Source organism: Nocardioides sp. NBC_00163 (assembly GCF_045206295.1).
In the GTDB taxonomy this organism is placed as follows: Bacteria; Actinomycetota; Actinomycetes; order Propionibacteriales; family Nocardioidaceae; genus Nocardioides.
In genome coordinates, this window is record NZ_CP108155.1 from 2,213,171 (window position 1) to 2,228,660 (window position 15,490).

The window sequence follows — 15,490 nt, forward strand, 5'->3', positions numbered from 1 at the left end:
AGCGTTTCAATTCCTCGACCTCAGGAGTCCGCGTGCGCCGACACATCGCCGGGCTGGTCACGGCCACCCTCGCCGTCGTCCTCTCCCCCGCACTACCCCCACTCGCCGCCAGCGCCGTCCCATCGACCGAGAGCGTGGGCTCCGTCCCCGTCGTCGGCGAGCTGCGTACGAATGCGCTGGTCGATCCGCTCGGCATCGCGACGACCGCCCCCACACTGGGATGGCAGCTCGACTCCGACCGCCGCGGCGTGACCCAGAAGGCGTACCAGATCCGGGTCGCATCCTCTGAGCGACGGCTCACCTCGCCCGACGTGTGGGACAGCCGGAAGGTGAAGTCCGGGCAGTCAGTCGACGTCCGGTATGCCGGCCCCGCGCTGAAGCCTCGCACTGACTACGTGTGGTCGGTGCGGGTCTGGGACGACGACGGCGTCGCCTCCTCGTGGAGCGAGCCGGCGACGTTCGCCACCGGCCTCGGCAAACAGGCGTGGACCGCGGACTGGATCGGCGCGGAGACTGCTGAGCTGGGCGCGGAGTGGACCGACTACACGATCGAGTTCACCGCCTCCGACATCGGCGGAGCGCTCGGCGTCTACTTCCGTGGCGAGAACACCGAGAACGCCTACATGTGGCAGTTCAGCGAGTCCGATGACGCGCTTCGTCCGCACGTGAAGCGCAACGGCGGCTACTCCGTGCTGCCCGCGAAGCCGGTCCCGAGCGGCTTCGACTTCGCCGCCGAGCACGACTACGCGATCACCGTCGCGGGCGACACGATCACGACCACGATCGACGGCCAGCAGCTCGACCAGCGCACCGATGCCACCTTCGCCGGGCCCGGGGTCATGGGCTTCCGCACCAACGGGGCCGAGCACGGGCTGGTCCACGACGTGACCGTCACCAGCGCCGGCGGCACCGCCCTGGTGGACACCGACTTCCCGACGGGCGACCGCACCTTCACCGCCGGCACCGTCACCGCCGACGGGCTCCGGGTCGACAACGCCGGCGGCGAGGCGTGGCTGCGCGGCGACGACGCGGTGCCGCTGCTGCGCAAGGAGGTCGACCTGGACGAGAAGAGCATCACCCGTGCCCGCGTCTACGCCTCGGCGCGCGGCGTCTACGAGCTGCGCCTCAACGGCAAGCGGGTCGGCGACGCCGAGCTGGCACCCGGCTGGACGGCGTACGACAAGCGCATCGACTACCAGACCTACGACGTGACCGAGCTGGTGCGCTCGGGATCGAACGTGTTCGGGGCCGAGGTCGCGCCCGGCTGGTACTCCGGCAAGGTCGCGATGTTCGGCACCGACGTCTACGGCACCGACAACTCCGTGATCGCCGAGCTCGTCGTCGACTACTCCGACGGCACCAGCGAGGTCGTACGCACCGACGACACCTGGCGCACCACCGGCGGACCGACCCGTGAGGCCGATCTCCTCGACGGTGAGTGGTACGACGCCCGCCGCGCGGCAGAGGTCGAAGGCTGGGACCGGGCCGGATATGACGCCCGGGACTGGGCCGCCGTCGCCGTCAGGGACGAGCCGACCGACGTGCTCGAGCCACAGACGGCCGTCGACGTACGCGTCACCGAGGAGCTCGAGACCGCGAAGCGGATCGACTCGCCCACCGATGGTGTCTACCTCTACGACCTCGGCCAGAACATGGTCGGCCACGTCCGTCTCACCCTGCAGGGAGAGAAGGGCCAGACGGTGACCATCCGCCACGGCGAGGTGCTCAACCCGGACGGCACTCTCTACACCGCCAACCTCCGCAGCGCGAAGGCCACGGATACCTACACCTTCGGGTCGGACGAGCCGGAGACGTACGAGCCGTCCTTCACCTTCCACGGCTTCCGCTACGTCGAGATCTCCGGCGTGGAGGAGGCGCCCGATGCCTCCGACCTCGTGGGCGTCGTGGTCGGCACCGACGGCGACCTGGCCAGCACGCTGGACACCAGCTCGGACCTGGTCGACCAACTGCAGAGCAACATCGTCTGGGGCATGCGCGGCAACTTCCTCTCCATCCCGACCGACACCCCGGCTCGCGACGAGCGGATGGGGTGGACCGGCGACATCAACGTGTTCGCCCGGACGGCGGTCTACAACATGGACTCCGAGTCGTTCCTGACCAAGTGGATGCAGGACCTGCGCGACACCCAGCGGCCCAACGGATCGCTGCCCGGCGTAGCCCCGGTCGTCCCGGGCCGCTTCGACGGCGGCTACGAGTCGGCCGGCTGGATGGACGCGGGCGTGCACGTGCCCTGGACGCTGTGGCAGGCCTACGGCGACACCGGCGTCATCACCGAGAACTACGACATGATGAAGCGCTACGTCGACTTCCTCGACGCCGACTCGACCGGACACATCAGGTCCGCCGGCGGCTACCTGGACTGGCTCAACCTCGACGACCCGACACCCGCGGACGTCCTGGACACCGCCTTCGTCGCGAAGAGCACCCGGGAGTTCGCGCAGATGGCGAAGGCCATCGGCAGGGACGCCGACGCCGCTGCCTACCAGGCGCGCTACGAGGCCATCCGGGCGGCGTACCAGCAGGCGTTCATCGCAGCCGACGGCTCCGTCAAGGGCGACAGCCAGACGGCGTACATCCTCACCCTGACCAACGACCTCGAGCCCGAGGACCGGCGCGAGGCGGTCTACGACCAGTTCGTGCAGACGCTCGAGCGGCGTGACTACCACCTCTCGACCGGGTTCCTCGGCGTCGACGGGCTGCTGCCCGCGCTGACCAAGGCCGGACGCACCGACATCGCCTACCGGCTGCTGCAGCACGAGGACTACCCGTCGTGGGGTTATGAGATCGGCAAGGGCGCCACCACGATCTGGGAGCGCTGGAACTCGATCAACCCGGACGGCACGTTCAACGACGTGGGCATGAACTCCTTCAACCACTACGCGTACGGCGCCGTCGGCGAGTGGATGTACCGCACCATGGCCGGGGTCTCGGCCGCCGAGCCCGGCTACCGCAAGATCACCATCGCGCCCGAGCCCGGAGACGGTGTCGACGACGTCGACTACAGCCTGCAGACCCCGTACGGCACCGTACGCAGCGCGTGGGCGACCGACGACGGGCCGATGACCCTCGACGTGACCGTCCCGGCCAACACGACCGCGGAGGTGCGGATCCCCGCGGCCAACCGGTGGGCGGTGACCGAGGGCGGCTCGCCGATCGAGGACTCGGAGCACGTCGAGTTCGTGCGTGAGGAGGAGGGCGTGGTCGTTCTCGAGGTCGGATCCGGCGACTACAGCTTCGCGGTCGCTCCCGCGCTCGGGGACCTCGGGGCCGCTCGGGCGGAGGCTGCCGCGACGGCTGCGCAGGTCTCCTCCCTGAACCTCGATGGCCCCGCGGGCCGTGCCGCCAAGCGCGACCTCGCGAAGCGGACAGCTCTGCTGCGCGGCGAGATCAGCGGGGCATGGGACCTCGCCGCTCGTGACGCCGAGGAGGAGCGGGTCGCCGAGGCGGTCCACCGTGCCCTCGCGGCAGCCGCGAACCTCGACCGCGCCGTCCAGATGTACGCCGACAACGGCATGGTCACCGAAGCGACCGCGGCAGGTCTGCGCGACCGACTGACGGCGATCGAGAAGAGTCTCTCGCGCGCTTCGGCCCGACTGGTCGGCGCCGTCGCCGTCCTGCAGGTCCCCGGCGAGGAGGTCCTCCCCGGCGACGTCGTCGAGGTGTCGGTGCGGGTCGACAACTCCGGCAAGCAGTCGCTGAAGGAGGTGACCTCGTCGCTCGAGGTGCCGGACGGATGGACCGCGGAGCCGGTCGGTGTGCCCGCCGGCACCGTGCCCGCGGGCGGACAGGTCGAGCACGCCTATGAGGTCACGGTGCCGGAGGATGCCGCCGTGGGTCCCGCGGAGCTCAGCGGTGAGCTGTCCTACAGCCGCTCGGGTGGCACCGCCGGGCTCCCGGTGGGAGGCACCCTGATGGTCGGACCCGGAGTGCAGATCACCGCGACGTCGAGCGCCCCGGCGTCGGTCGACGGCGGACAGACCGCGACCATCTCCGCCACGCTGCACAACCGCAGCGACGTCACCCAGCGCGGCGAGCTGTCACTGACCGGTCCCGCCGGCTGGTCGACGGAGCCGGTGGGCTACGAGGTCCCGGCCGGCCAGGACGCCGAGGTGGACGTCGAGGTCGTCGTGCCGCAGACGGTCGTGGCCGGCCCGGTCTCCCTGACCGTGGCGACCGGAGCGACGCCGGCGGAGCAGGCGGCGGCCACCGTGACCGTCGGACTCGCGACGCCGCCGTCGGAGTCGACCGATCACATCGACCTCGGCGAGGCCACCTCGGAGACAGCGCACGGACTGACCGCCTCCGAGCGGTCGGGGACCAATCAGGAGGCCGGACTGACCCGCCGCTACACGCACTCCTCCTACCCGGGCGGCTGGTTCGAGTTCGACGCCGCGGTGCCGACGGATGGATCGTTCGTGGTCCGCATCGTGGAGACGTTCGACGGCGCACGACGCAAGACCTACGACGTCGAGCTCGACGGTCAGGTCGCACACAGCGTCGACCTGACCCGCACCAGCGGCGGGCAGGGCACGATGACCCACCAGTTCCTGGTGGAGCCCTCGGCGCTGACCGCGGACGGCTCGGTGCGGATCCGGTTCCGGGACACCGGCGCCGACTACGACCCGTCGGTCGCCGACGTGTGGGTGGTGCCGGTGGCATGAGCCTCACCCGAGCGCAACGATGCGGAGCTGGTGAGGGGGTGGACAGTTCTGCACCCAAAGGTCTCGGCACTCCCGGCACAACAGATAGGTGTGGGTGCACCGGTCGTCGGGGCAGAGCACGGTCACCGCGTACGCCGCCACCTCGCCACAAGGCTCCGCGTCGCTGTCCGGGCTGCCGCAGCTGCACTCACAGGCAGGCCGCTCGCCGAGCTCCTCCTCGAGCCGCTCGATCTCCTCATCGATGGTCGTGCTGATGGTCATGACATCTCCTCCGTCTGGATCGGATGTCGTCCTCACCACCACCTAAACAGAGACCACCGACAGTTCTGCCACATGGATCGTGGTCTCGAAGCCGAGATCGGGACGTGAACCTCCGACCGGGGTCAGCTGCACGACGACCCCGGTCGCGACGTCCAGCGCGACGTCGTACGCCTCGGGGTAGACCGTCCCCGGGGACGGCTGCCAGCCCGGGTCGCCGTCGCCGTACTCGTAGCGGTCGGAGACCCAGGACCACAGCAGCGGACAACAACCGCACCGCGGCTCGTACTCATCCCCGGGCACCGCCCTCGCCCACCAGGTCTCCCGACCCGCTCGCTCCTGCGAACGCAGGTCGCTCAGCGCGACGTCGGCGGAGAGCTCTTCGGGATCGAGCATCGACACGAAGAGGTAGTTGTTCCACATCGGGTCGTCGATGTCGTGGGTGTAGGCCCGCGACCGGCTCTCCACGAGACCGTCGGCGCGCAGGACCGGCTCCGGATCGAACACCGGAGCCTCCCCCTTCTCGACGCGATCCCCGTCGGCATCGCGTACGCGGAGCCAGCCGGGTCTGCGCAACCAGCATTCGACGTCGCCCTCGTCCCGCGTCCGCCAGGTGAAGTGCAGCGCGGAGAAGCGCCACGGCGAAGATCGGGCGAGCGCCCGGAAGGTGTCCTCGGTCAGCGGGATCTCAGCTTCCATCGGACCCGCCTTCGTCCAGCCAACGGCCGTTCCGCATCAGGTGGCGCCCCTCGAGCTCGTTCGACTCGCGCCACGCCTGGATCTTCGTCGGCCGGACGCGGATCAGGCTGTCCGCCCAGCTGCTCGGGTCGCCGCCCTGCTTCTCGGCGTAGATCTCCAGGACCCGCTTCGGCGTACGCTCCATCGGCTCGACCTCGGCGCGACCGTCGATGATCACGACGTCGCGCAGCTCGCCGAGCGCCAGGCGTACGACCGGGGAAATGGTGAGGTTGCGCTGGGTGCGCGCCCCGCCCATGCTCGCGATCCAGATCTCGTCCTCCCACCACACGAACGAGATCGGCACCAGCCACGGCTGGTCGTCGTGCGCGGAGGCGATCCAGAGGTCGATGTCGTTCTCCAGACGGGTGCGGGTGTCGGAGAGTCTCTGGGCGAGGGAGCGAGGGTCAGCCATGGCCGCACCCTAGCCGCCGGCCATGCCGGTCGATCCATCATTTTCCAGACGCCGACCTGGGAGGATGAGCGCGTGGAGACCTGGGATTTCGAGGCCGAGCTGTGGCCATGGAAGGACACGACCGACGCCTGGATCTTCGTGACCGCGCCGCCTGAGGTCACCGAAGAGATCCGCGAGGCGTCGATCGCGACCGGCCCGCCCCGCGGCTTCGGGTCGGTGAGGGTCGAGGCGCGGATCGGCACGACCACCTGGAGGACGTCGGTCTTCCCGGGCCAGGAAGGCTATGCGCTGCCGATCAAGAAGGACGTACGCCGCCGGGAGGACCTCCAGGTCGGCGATCGGGCGCTCGTCTCGATCACCCTCGTCTGACCTTCGCGAAAATCCCGCGCGCCGCCGGCCACCGGCATGGTTGGCTCGGCCACGATGAGCGCCCGGATGCACGATGACGAGCTGATGATCGACGCGGACCTGGTGCGGTCCCTGCTGAGGCGGGACCTCGCGACGTACGCAGAACTTGCCCTCCGCCCGCTGGACTCGACCGGGTCGACCAACCGGCTCTTCCGGCTGGGCGAGGAGCATCTCGTACGCCTCCCCCGCCAGCCCGGCGGATCCGCCACGATCACGCAGGAGGCGCGCTGGCTGCCCGGGTTCGCGGCCAACCTCGAGGTGGCGACGCCCGAGGTGGTGACGGTCGGCGAGCCGGGCTTCGGCTACCCCGAGCGCTGGAGCGTGGTGCGCTGGCTCGACGGCGAGAAGCCTGCCCCGGGCGCGGGTGACGTCACCGCCACGGACCTGGCCTCGGTCGTGACCGGGCTCCGCCGGACCGAGGTGCCTCAGGAGGCGCTCGACGACCCCGGCCTGCGCTGGTATCGCGGCGAGCCGATCGCCGGCTTCGACGCCGACGTCCGGTCGAGGCTGCGTGAGTGTCGGGAGCTCGCCGATCTCGAGCTGGACCTGGTCGCGGTCGAGTCCGTCTGGGACGAGGTGACGGCCCTTCCCCCTGCGGGGGCCGGGATCCACTGGCTCCACGGCGACCTGCTCGCCGAGAACCTCCTCTCCCGCGACGGCCGCCTCACCGCCGTACTCGACTTCGGCGCCCTCTCCGTCGGCGACCCCACCGTCGACCTGATCTGCGCCTGGGAGCTCCTCGACGCCGCCGGCCGCGACGAGTTCCGCAGGATCTTGGACGTCGACGACGCCACCTGGCTTCGCGGCCGCGGCTGGGCCCTCTTCATCGCGCTCATGACCTTCCCCTACTACTGGCAGACCATGCCCGTACGCTGCGCCGACCGCCTCGTGATGGCCCGGGCCGCTCTGGTCGGCTGAATGGTTCGCCTCCCAGCGTGGGTGGGGCCAATACCGGGATTGGGTTGGGAGATTTAGAAGCAGGGTGTCTGGGTGGGGTGCCATTTGGGTGTCTTGCGGGCTTCCAGCAGCGGTCTGGGTTTTCGTGGGGATACCTGTCCCTGATTGGGTTCATTGGTTTTGCTTTGTGTGGTAGGATCGGCACAGGCGTGAACGTGAAGGCCGACCACCTCGAAAGAGGCGTGCCCTATTCATCCGGGAGACAACGGGGGTGGGGTAATCCAGGGGAACCAGGGGCGTGAACGCTGAGCTGCGAGGGTAAGTAATAGCCCGTACTGCCGGGCCTCCGAGACCAGCGAACCAGAACACATCCGCGTGGGCGGGTGTGGAGAGTTCGTACGTCGGGAGGTGACCGATTCGATGACCACGCTGCAGCAGCCACAACACCCTGTGCTCGGGGCGGTGGTCGCGATCACCGGCGCCCTCGAGGAGGTCGCGGCGGCGAATCCGGCGTTCATGGCCACCGATCAGAAGGCCGCCACCCTGGTCGAGATCGCCCGGGCGAAAGCCCAGTTGGCTGAGCTCGAGCTGCGGTTACTCGCTACCGCTGATGACGTGGCCGCTGAGTCCGGGGCGCGGGATGTGGCGGCGTGGTTGCATCACCACACCCACCAGCGTCCGGAGACCCTGCGTGCCGACCTCCGCCTCGCCGAGGCCCTCGACCGGAGGTATCACCAGGTCGCGGCCGCGATGCGGGCCGGCGTCTGCAACCCGGCCCAGGCCCAGGTGATCGTGAACGCTCTCGCCGATCTGCCCGCCGATCTCGACCCCGAGATCCGGATCAAGGCCGAGGAGACCCTGGTCGGCTACGCGACCCAGTTCGACCCCACCCAACTCCGCCGCCTCGGGCGCCGGATCCTCGATGTCATCGCCCCTGAGATCGCCGAGGCCGAAGAAGCCCGACGCCTCGCCGCCGAAGAGGCCCACGCCCGCAAGAAGACCCGACTGGCCATGCGGCGGCTCGGGGACGGCACCACCCGGATCTCCGCGGTGGTCCCGGACGCGGCTGCGGACCGGCTGGCCACCAACCTGGAAGCCTTTGCCTCACCCCGCCGCGATGACGGCACCCGCACCGAGACCGGCGAGTACCTGCCCTACGACCGGCGCCTGGGCCGGGCGTTCTGCCAGCTGCTCGAGACCCTCGACCCGGCCCGGCTCCCGATCCACGGCGGCGATGCCACCACCGTGATCGTCACGATCGACATCGACCAGCTCCGCAACGAAGCCGGCATCGCCCAGATCCTCGGCGGCAGCCCGATCACCGCGGCCGAGGCCCGGCGGCTGGCCTGCACCGCAGGCATCATCCCGGCCGTTCTTGGGGGCGCGTCCGAGGTTCTCGACTTCGGTCGGAAGGAACGCTTCTTCACCGCCGCCCAACGCCGAGCCCTCCTGCTGCGCTCGGCGACCTGTGAGGCCGAGGGCTGCGACATCCCCGGCACCTGGGCCGAAGCCCACCACTGGCTCGCCTGGGCCCAAGGAGGCGCGACCGACCTCGACAACGCCGCCCTGCTCTGCTCCCATCACCACCACCGCGCCCACGACACCGCGTACCTCCACGAACGCCTGCCCAGCGGCGACATCCGGTTCACCAGACGCACATAGAGTGGCGCTAGCCGCGACCTTTGAGCCGGGAGCGAAGAACGAGCCGGGCCGCGGGCCCGAGATCCTCGATGACCTCGACGAGCGTGCCGAGCTGCTCGAGGGAGGCGAAGGCCGAATCCGCGCCGGGGCGGTCGACGCCGTCGTACATGAGCAGGCCGATGAACGCCGAGCTGATCGCACGCGACAGCCCAGGTGCATCCACCACACCCTCGACGGGGCTCCCCTCCAGGGCACGAGCGACCGCGGCCCCGATCTCCTCGTTCCACCGGCCCAACGCGTAGCGCGCTGTCTCGGCGAGCGTCTTGTCGCGCTGCGCACCGGCCAACAACTGGGCCATCACGGTGATGTTGCCGGCGGCTCGCTCGCGCTCGTGAAGCCCTCGCCCGAGTTCCAGCAGCTCGCTCAGCGAGGTCACCTGCCCGAACTCTTCCCGGTAGGACGCCGCCGCCTCGTCCGACACCGCCCGGCACGCCTGGTCGACGAGGTCCACGACGGTTCCGAAGTGGTAGAAGACCAGCGCCTGGTTGACCCCTGCCCGGTCGGCGACCGCCCGCGCCGAGAGACCGGCGATCCCCTCCTGCTTGAGCAGGTCGGTGACCGCCGACATCAGCTTGGCCTTGGTGGGGTTCATTCTGCGGCGGGCTCCTTGGTGACGAGCAGGTTGTAGCCGATCAGGACGAGACCGAGTATGCCGCCACCGATGAAGCCTACGAACGCGCAGAGCAGGGCGATCCACGGCCCGGCATGGATCCATCCTTCCGCCATCACGAGTCGCGCGGTCGCCACCAGCGTTCCCGCCAACGCGAAGTAGACGAAGATCTCAGGAGTACGCAGCGCCCGGATCCGCGCACGACGGGTGATCGCATGCGCGAAGAGTCCCGCGATCAGACCGGCGGCGACAGCCATGCCCGGAGGAAGACTCCGAAAATGATCCGCACCAGACCCACCACGTACGCCTCCTCCGACTCATTTGAGCGATTGCTCAAATTCAAGGTAGCGCACCTCTTGAGCGATCGCTCAAATTGACCGTATGGTCGCAGACATGAAGATCGTCATCCCTGGCGGAACCGGCCAGGTCGGAGGCATCCTGCGGCGTGCCTGGAGCACGCGAGGACATGAGGTCGTGGTGCTCTCGCGCCACCCCGAAGAGCTGGAGGAAGGCGTACGTCATGAGTTCTGGGACGGCCGGACGATCGGTCCGTGGGCAGATGAGATCGACGGCGCGGACGTGGTGGTGAACCTCGCGGGCCAGACGGTCAGCTGCCGCTACACCGACGTGAACCTGAAGCAGATGATGGACTCGCGCGTCGAGTCGACCAGGGTCGTCGGCGAGGCGATCGCGAAGGCATCGGCTCCGCCGCACACATGGCTGCAGATGAGCACCGCGACGATCTACGCCCACCGCTTCGACGGGCCCAACGACGAGGCGACCGGCATCATCGGCGGTAGCGAACCCGACACCCCCGCCTACTGGGAGTTCTCGACGAGGATCGCCAAGAGCTGGGAGGCCGAGCAGGCCGCGGCGGCAACACCGCACACCCGCAAGGTTGCGCTCCGCTCGGCGATGGTGATGAGCCCTGACAACGGCGGCGTCCTCGACGTACTCCTCACCATGGCGCGCCTCGGTCTCGGCGGGCCCGTCGCCGGCGGCGACCAGTTCGTCTCCTGGATCCATGAGACCGACTTCGTACGCGCCTGCGATCTGCTCATCGAGCACGATGCCATCGCCGGACCTGTGAACCTGGCAGCACCGGGACCATTGCCCCAGCGCGACCTGATGCGCACGCTGCGCGATGAGGCGGGCATGCCGATCGGGTTGCCCGCCACTCGCTGGATGGCTGAGGTCGGAGCCTGGGCGCTGCGCACGGACACCGAACTGCTCCTCAAGAGCCGTCGCGTCGTCCCGGGAAGGCTGCGAGAAGCGGGCTTCGAGTTCGAGTACGCCGACTGGGCCTCCGCCGCTCACGACCTCGTCAGCCGGGCACGAGGGCGGCCGCGGCAGAGAAACCACTCGCTTGGCCCAGCCGGATCGGCCACGATGAAGAGGTGACTCGCGCGACCTGGCAGCCCCGACCCGACGACGCCGAGACCCTGAGACGGTTCTTCGGCAAGGACGGGCGGCTGCTGACGATCCCGTCGAAGCACGTCAAGAAGCTGGTCGTGCTCAACCAGCTCGCGCAGGCCTTCGAGCCGGGGAAGGTCTACCCCGAGCGCGAGGTCAACGACGTCCTGAGACAGTTCCACGAGGACGTCGCGGCGCTGCGACGCTACCTCCACGAAGAGGGATTCATGATGCGCGAGGGCGGCTACTACTGGCGCGACGGCGGAAGCGTGGAGGTCTGAGCAGCGAGGGTCCCGTCCGTCGGGCATGATTCGCCCCATGACGATGCCGGACCAGACGGGCCAGCCAGTGCCCGGACAGCCGCCCGTGGGGTGGATCGACCTGACGATCCAGGGCAGCCACATGACCTCGAACATGATCGTGCCGACGGTGAAGCTCAACGGCCACCAGATGCCGACGCAGTACGGCCGGAACGTCTTCCCGGTGCCGCCGGGGCGCTGGAACGTCGACATGTACGCCCAGTGGACCTGGAAGTTCGGCAAGGCGTCGCTGAGCTTCGACGTCGCCGAGGGCCAGACCGTTCCGGTCTTCTACGCCGCGCCGCTGACCGGGTTCAGCAAGGGTGCGATCGGGCACGAGAAGCAGGGCAAGCCCGGAATCCTCGGCTTCGTCCTCATGATGGTCGTGCTGCTGCTCTTCATCGTCGGCATCGTGGCTCTGGGCGTGGTGTCGGGCTAGCTCCGCACGCGGGGACACACCGGCCCGGACTGTCGGTGCTCACCGATACCGTCAGCCTTGTGACCACCACCGAATCACGCGGCCGAAGCGAAGCCCGGCGAAATAGCCGGGGCTACGCGGTCCTCGACGTCGAGACGACCGGGCTCGACCCCTACCGCGACCGCGTGATCCAGGTGGCGATCCGCCAGATCGCCGCCGACGGCACCGCCGAGTCGGAGTGGGAGACGCTGGTCAACCCCGGCGCCGGCGTCGACCCCGGACCGGTCGAGGTCCACGGCCTGACCAGTGCCGACCTCGCCGGTGCCCCGCCCTTCCGGGACGTGGCCGCCACGATCGCCCAGCGTCTCGCCGGCCGGGTCTTCGTGGCCCACAACGCCGCGTTCGACTGGACGTTCGTGGCCGTGGAGTCGGACCGTGCCGGCGTACGCCTCGAGGTCCTGGAGTGGCTGTGCACGATGCGGTTCGCGAAGGCGCTCGCGCTGGAGGTTCCGGACAAGTCCCTGGCGACCATCGCGGCCTACTACGCGGTCGAGCAACTGAGGGCCCACGACGCCGGTGACGACACCCGGGTGGCCGCGGAGATCCTGCTGCGCGAGCTGGCCGACGCCGACCGGGTCGGCCTCACCCTGCCTCTGGTGGAGTGCAACACCTCGCGACACCGGCTGAAACGGACCGTACGCCGTTGGTTCAGCCGCGTCCGGCGACCGCTTCACTGAGAGATCGTCCCAACATCCGGGACATCTCCCGCAGAAATGCAACCGGAGGACCCGGTTCGGACATCACTATCTCGTCGGCCCCGCGTTACTTGAAGTAACAGCACCTTGAGGGCCCTGGTCCGAAGTGAGGCGATGAAGATGGTCATCCGGGGATTGATCGCCGGGGCGCTCGCCGCTCTGTTGGCAACGACGTTCGCGGCCTGCGCCGTGGAGCCCGCCGCTGCGCCTGGGCCCGAGGCGACTGCCTCACCGGCCACGGGCTCCTCCTCCGCCAGCCCGTCGGCATCGCCGAGCTCCACGCCGACACCGTCGCCCAGCGCGAAGCCGAAGCCCGAGCCGAAGCCGTCCCCGACCTCGGGTCCGCGGCTCTTCGGCAAGGGTGACGGCGGTGACGACGTACGTGACCTGCAGGCGCGCCTGAAGCAGATCGGCTGGTTCAACGCGGGCGTCACCGGGTTCTACGGCAACGTCACCACCGAGGCCGTCTCCGGTTTCCAGGGCAAGCGCGGCATCGCGGTCACCGGCTTCGTGGACCAGACCACGCTCGACCGGCTGCACGCGATGACCCGCGAGCCGACCGAGGCCGAGCTGACCAACGCGCCGCCGCCGGTACCCTCCGGCAAGCTCGACCCGCGCTGCCTGACCGGCCGGGTGATGTGCATCGACAAGTCCACCTCGGTGCTGCGCTGGGTCGTCGGCGGGACCGTACAGATGAGCGTCGAGGTGCGGTTCGGCTCACAGGAGCTGCCCACCCGCGAGGGCCAGTTCTCGGTCTTCGCCAAGAGCCGCGACCACATCTCCTCCATCTACAAGACCCCGATGCCGTTCGCGATGTTCTTCTCCGGCGGCCAGGCGGTCCACTACTCCCCCGACTTCGCCGCCAACGGCTACAACGGCGCCTCCCACGGCTGCGTGAACGTGCGCGACTACGGCGCCATCACCTCGCTCTACGACCAGGTGAACATCGGCGACGGCGTCGTCATCTACTGGTCCTGAGAACCGCCGTGCGCGGCCGTCCGGCCCTCGGGCACGATTGAGGAGGCGTACGTCCCGCGTCTTAGGCTTGAGCCATGAAGGCGCTGCTCCTGGAGAACATCCATCCCGTCGCTGTCGAGAACCTCGAGAAGGCCGGCTTCGAGGTCGAGCTGCGCAGCAAGTCTCTCTCCGAGGACGAGCTGGTGGCCGACCTTCCAGGCGTCACGCTGCTCGGCATCCGGTCCAACACCCACATCACCCCGCGCGTGCTGGACGCGGCCACCGACCTCAAGGCGATCGGCTGCTTCTGCATCGGCACCAACCAGGTCGACCTGGCCGGCGCCGCCGAGCGCGGCGTGGCCGTCTTCAACGCCCCCTACTCCAACACCCGCTCGGTCGTCGAGCTGGTCATCGGCTACATCATCTCCCTGGCGCGACGGCTGCCGGAGAAGACCGAGAAGATGCACGCCGGCGTCTGGGACAAGTCCGCGAAGGGCTCCCACGAGATCCGCGGCCGCACGTTGGGCATCGTGGGCTACGGCAACATCGGCACCCAGCTGTCCAACATCGCCGAGGCGCTGGGGATGTACGTGATCTTCTACGACATCGCCGACCGGCTGGCCCACGGCAACGCGCGCCGGATGAAGTCGCTCGACGCGCTCCTGGAGGAGGCCGACGTGGTCTCCATCCACATCGACGGACGCCCGGGCAACCTGGGCATGTTCGGCGAGGAGCAGTTCGCGAAGATGAAGCCGCGCTCGCTGTTCATCAACGCGGCGCGAGGCTTCCTGGTCGACAACGACGCGCTGCGCAAGCACATCGAGTCCGGTCACATCGCCGGCGCTGCCCTCGACGTCTTCCCGATCGAACCCAAGGCCCAGGGCGACGCCTTCGAGAGCCCGCTGCAGGGTCTCGACAACGTCATCCTGACCCCGCACGTCGGCGGCTCGACGCAGGAGGCCCAGGAGGAGATCGGCTGGTTCGTCTCCAGCAAGCTGCGCGACTTCATCCGCTCCGGGTCGACCGCGCTGGGCGTCAACCTGCCCGCCGTCCAGCCGCCGCCGCTGGCCGAGGGAGCGCGCCTCGCGCTGCTGCACGACAGCGTCCCGGGTGTGCTCGCCGACCTCAATGCGCTGCTCGCCGCCGAGGGGGTCAACGTGACCGGTCAGTACCTCGCCACCGCCGGTGAGACCGGCTTCGTGGTCACCGACGTGACCGACGTACCTGCGACGACGCTGGAGAAGATCACAGCCAACCCGCACACCCGGTGGGTGCGCGCCTACCACGCCTGACGCTAGCGTTCTGGCTCATGGAGCTCCCGCAACATTGGCCGCTGCCAGAGGCGACCGACCTTCTCGATGACGTCCTGGCAGCGTACGACGACCCGACCCGCCGCTATCACGACCGCCGGCACCTCACCGAGGTGCTGGACCGGATCGAAGAGCTGCGGGCGGAGGGAGAGCACTTCGATCCGCTGACGGTCACCCTGGCGGCGTTCTTCCACGACTCCGTCTACGACGGGGAGCGGGACGCCGAGGAGCGCTCGGCCACCTGGGCCGAGGACGCACTGGGCGCCTACCTGGACGCCGACACGGTGGCCGAGGTCGCCCGGCTGGTGCGGCTGACCGAGACCCACGACCCCACCGCCGAGGACCGCAGCGGCCGGGTGCTCTCCGATGCCGACCTGGCGATCCTGGCGGCGCCGACGGAGCGCTACGCGGAGTACGCCGCGACCGTCCGCGAGGAGTACCAGCACCTCTCCGACGAGGAGTTCCGCGTCGGTCGTGCCCAGGTCCTGGAGCGGCTGCTGGAGAAGGAGTCGCTCTTCTCGACACCCTTCGCGAGGATCAGCTGGGAGGCCGCCGCGCGGGCCAACATCTCGGCCGAGATGGAGACCCTGAACACATACCTGTCGCCTGACCGATAACGATTCGTATGGAAC

The 15,490-nt window shown here is 69.3% G+C and carries 16 protein-coding genes; 11 read left to right on the forward strand and 5 right to left on the reverse strand.

From position 1 onward, the window contains the following. The first annotated feature begins 32 nt into the window (after positions 1-32). Positions 33-4,682 (forward strand): family 78 glycoside hydrolase catalytic domain, encoded by a 4,650-nt coding sequence (locus tag OG801_RS10640; protein ID WP_406035693.1) that lies wholly within the window; start codon positions 33-35, stop codon positions 4,680-4,682. A 3-nt stretch (positions 4,683-4,685) separates the two neighbouring features. Here OG801_RS10640 and OG801_RS10645 read toward each other — a convergent pair whose 3' ends face one another. From OG801_RS10645 to OG801_RS10655, 3 genes are read right to left on the reverse strand one after another with little or no spacing between them, the layout of a single operon-like run. Beyond that, positions 4,686-4,943 (reverse strand): hypothetical protein, encoded by a 258-nt coding sequence (locus OG801_RS10645; protein WP_406035695.1) that lies wholly within the window; start codon positions 4,941-4,943, stop codon positions 4,686-4,688. A 42-nt stretch (positions 4,944-4,985) separates the two neighbouring features. Next, the gene (locus OG801_RS10650; protein ID WP_406035696.1) at positions 4,986-5,639 is read right to left on the reverse strand and encodes a hypothetical protein; all 654 of its coding nucleotides are present in this window, start codon (positions 5,637-5,639) and stop codon (positions 4,986-4,988) included. Beyond that, positions 5,629-6,090 carry a pyridoxamine 5'-phosphate oxidase family protein gene (locus tag OG801_RS10655; protein ID WP_406035697.1) on the reverse strand — a complete coding sequence of 154 codons (462 nt, stop codon included), beginning with the start codon at positions 6,088-6,090 and terminating at the stop codon, positions 5,629-5,631. The genes OG801_RS10650 and OG801_RS10655 overlap by 11 nt, the downstream gene beginning before the upstream one ends. 72 nt (positions 6,091-6,162) lie before the next feature. Here OG801_RS10655 and OG801_RS10660 point away from each other — a divergent pair, with 72 nt between their 5' ends. The 3 genes from OG801_RS10660 (at position 6,163) to OG801_RS10670 (ending at position 9,057) form a co-directional block, all read left to right on the forward strand. Next, positions 6,163-6,459 carry a DUF1905 domain-containing protein gene (locus tag OG801_RS10660; protein WP_355021219.1) on the forward strand — a complete coding sequence of 99 codons (297 nt, stop codon included), beginning with the start codon at positions 6,163-6,165 and terminating at the stop codon, positions 6,457-6,459. 54 nt (positions 6,460-6,513) lie between these two features. Beyond that, entirely contained in the window at positions 6,514-7,416 is a 903-nt protein-coding gene (locus OG801_RS10665; RefSeq protein ID WP_406035698.1) for an aminoglycoside phosphotransferase family protein, read from the forward strand. 399 nt (positions 7,417-7,815) lie between these two features. Further along, on the forward strand, positions 7,816-9,057 hold the full coding sequence (locus OG801_RS10670) for a DUF222 domain-containing protein (protein WP_406035699.1): 1,242 nt from the start codon (positions 7,816-7,818) through the stop codon (positions 9,055-9,057). Between the two features lie 7 nt (positions 9,058-9,064). On the opposite strand, the gene OG801_RS10675 is transcribed toward OG801_RS10670, so the two are convergent. Together OG801_RS10675 and OG801_RS10680 are read right to left on the reverse strand one after the other, a co-directional pair. Continuing rightward, a complete protein-coding gene (locus OG801_RS10675; protein WP_406035700.1) occupies positions 9,065-9,688 on the reverse strand; it encodes a TetR/AcrR family transcriptional regulator in 624 nt (207 codons plus the stop codon). Beyond that, positions 9,685-9,963, reverse strand: coding sequence for a hypothetical protein (locus tag OG801_RS10680; RefSeq protein WP_406035701.1), 279 nt, complete (start codon positions 9,961-9,963; stop codon positions 9,685-9,687). Before OG801_RS10680 ends, OG801_RS10675 begins: the two co-directional genes overlap by 4 nt. A gap of 136 nt (positions 9,964-10,099) precedes the next feature. On the opposite strand from OG801_RS10680, the gene OG801_RS10685 reads away from it, so the two are divergent. The 7 genes from OG801_RS10685 to OG801_RS10715 all read left to right on the forward strand — a co-directional run bounded on the left by OG801_RS10685 (position 10,100) and on the right by OG801_RS10715 (position 15,475). Beyond that, positions 10,100-11,107 carry a TIGR01777 family oxidoreductase gene (locus tag OG801_RS10685; protein ID WP_406035702.1) on the forward strand — a complete coding sequence of 336 codons (1,008 nt, stop codon included), beginning with the start codon at positions 10,100-10,102 and terminating at the stop codon, positions 11,105-11,107. Continuing rightward, entirely contained in the window at positions 11,104-11,400 is a 297-nt protein-coding gene (locus tag OG801_RS10690) for a DUF2087 domain-containing protein (RefSeq protein WP_406035703.1), read from the forward strand. Before OG801_RS10685 ends, OG801_RS10690 begins: the two co-directional genes overlap by 4 nt. A 37-nt stretch (positions 11,401-11,437) precedes the next feature. Further along, entirely contained in the window at positions 11,438-11,857 is a 420-nt protein-coding gene (locus OG801_RS10695; protein WP_355021226.1) for a hypothetical protein, read from the forward strand. A 59-nt stretch (positions 11,858-11,916) separates the two neighbouring features. Further along, on the forward strand, positions 11,917-12,573 hold the full coding sequence (locus OG801_RS10700; RefSeq protein ID WP_355021227.1) for an exonuclease domain-containing protein: 657 nt from the start codon (positions 11,917-11,919) through the stop codon (positions 12,571-12,573). A 132-nt stretch (positions 12,574-12,705) separates the two neighbouring features. Continuing rightward, complete coding sequence (locus OG801_RS10705) at positions 12,706-13,569, forward strand: peptidoglycan-binding protein (RefSeq protein ID WP_406035704.1); 864 nt, start codon at positions 12,706-12,708, stop codon at positions 13,567-13,569. A gap of 74 nt (positions 13,570-13,643) precedes the next feature. After that, positions 13,644-14,840: a phosphoglycerate dehydrogenase gene (serA, locus tag OG801_RS10710; RefSeq protein WP_355021229.1), complete on the forward strand. Its 1,197-nt coding sequence runs from the start codon at positions 13,644-13,646 to the stop codon at positions 14,838-14,840. A 17-nt stretch (positions 14,841-14,857) separates the two neighbouring features. Continuing rightward, the gene (locus OG801_RS10715; RefSeq protein WP_406035705.1) at positions 14,858-15,475 is read left to right on the forward strand and encodes a hypothetical protein; all 618 of its coding nucleotides are present in this window, start codon (positions 14,858-14,860) and stop codon (positions 15,473-15,475) included. Positions 15,476-15,490: the final 15 nt, after the last annotated feature.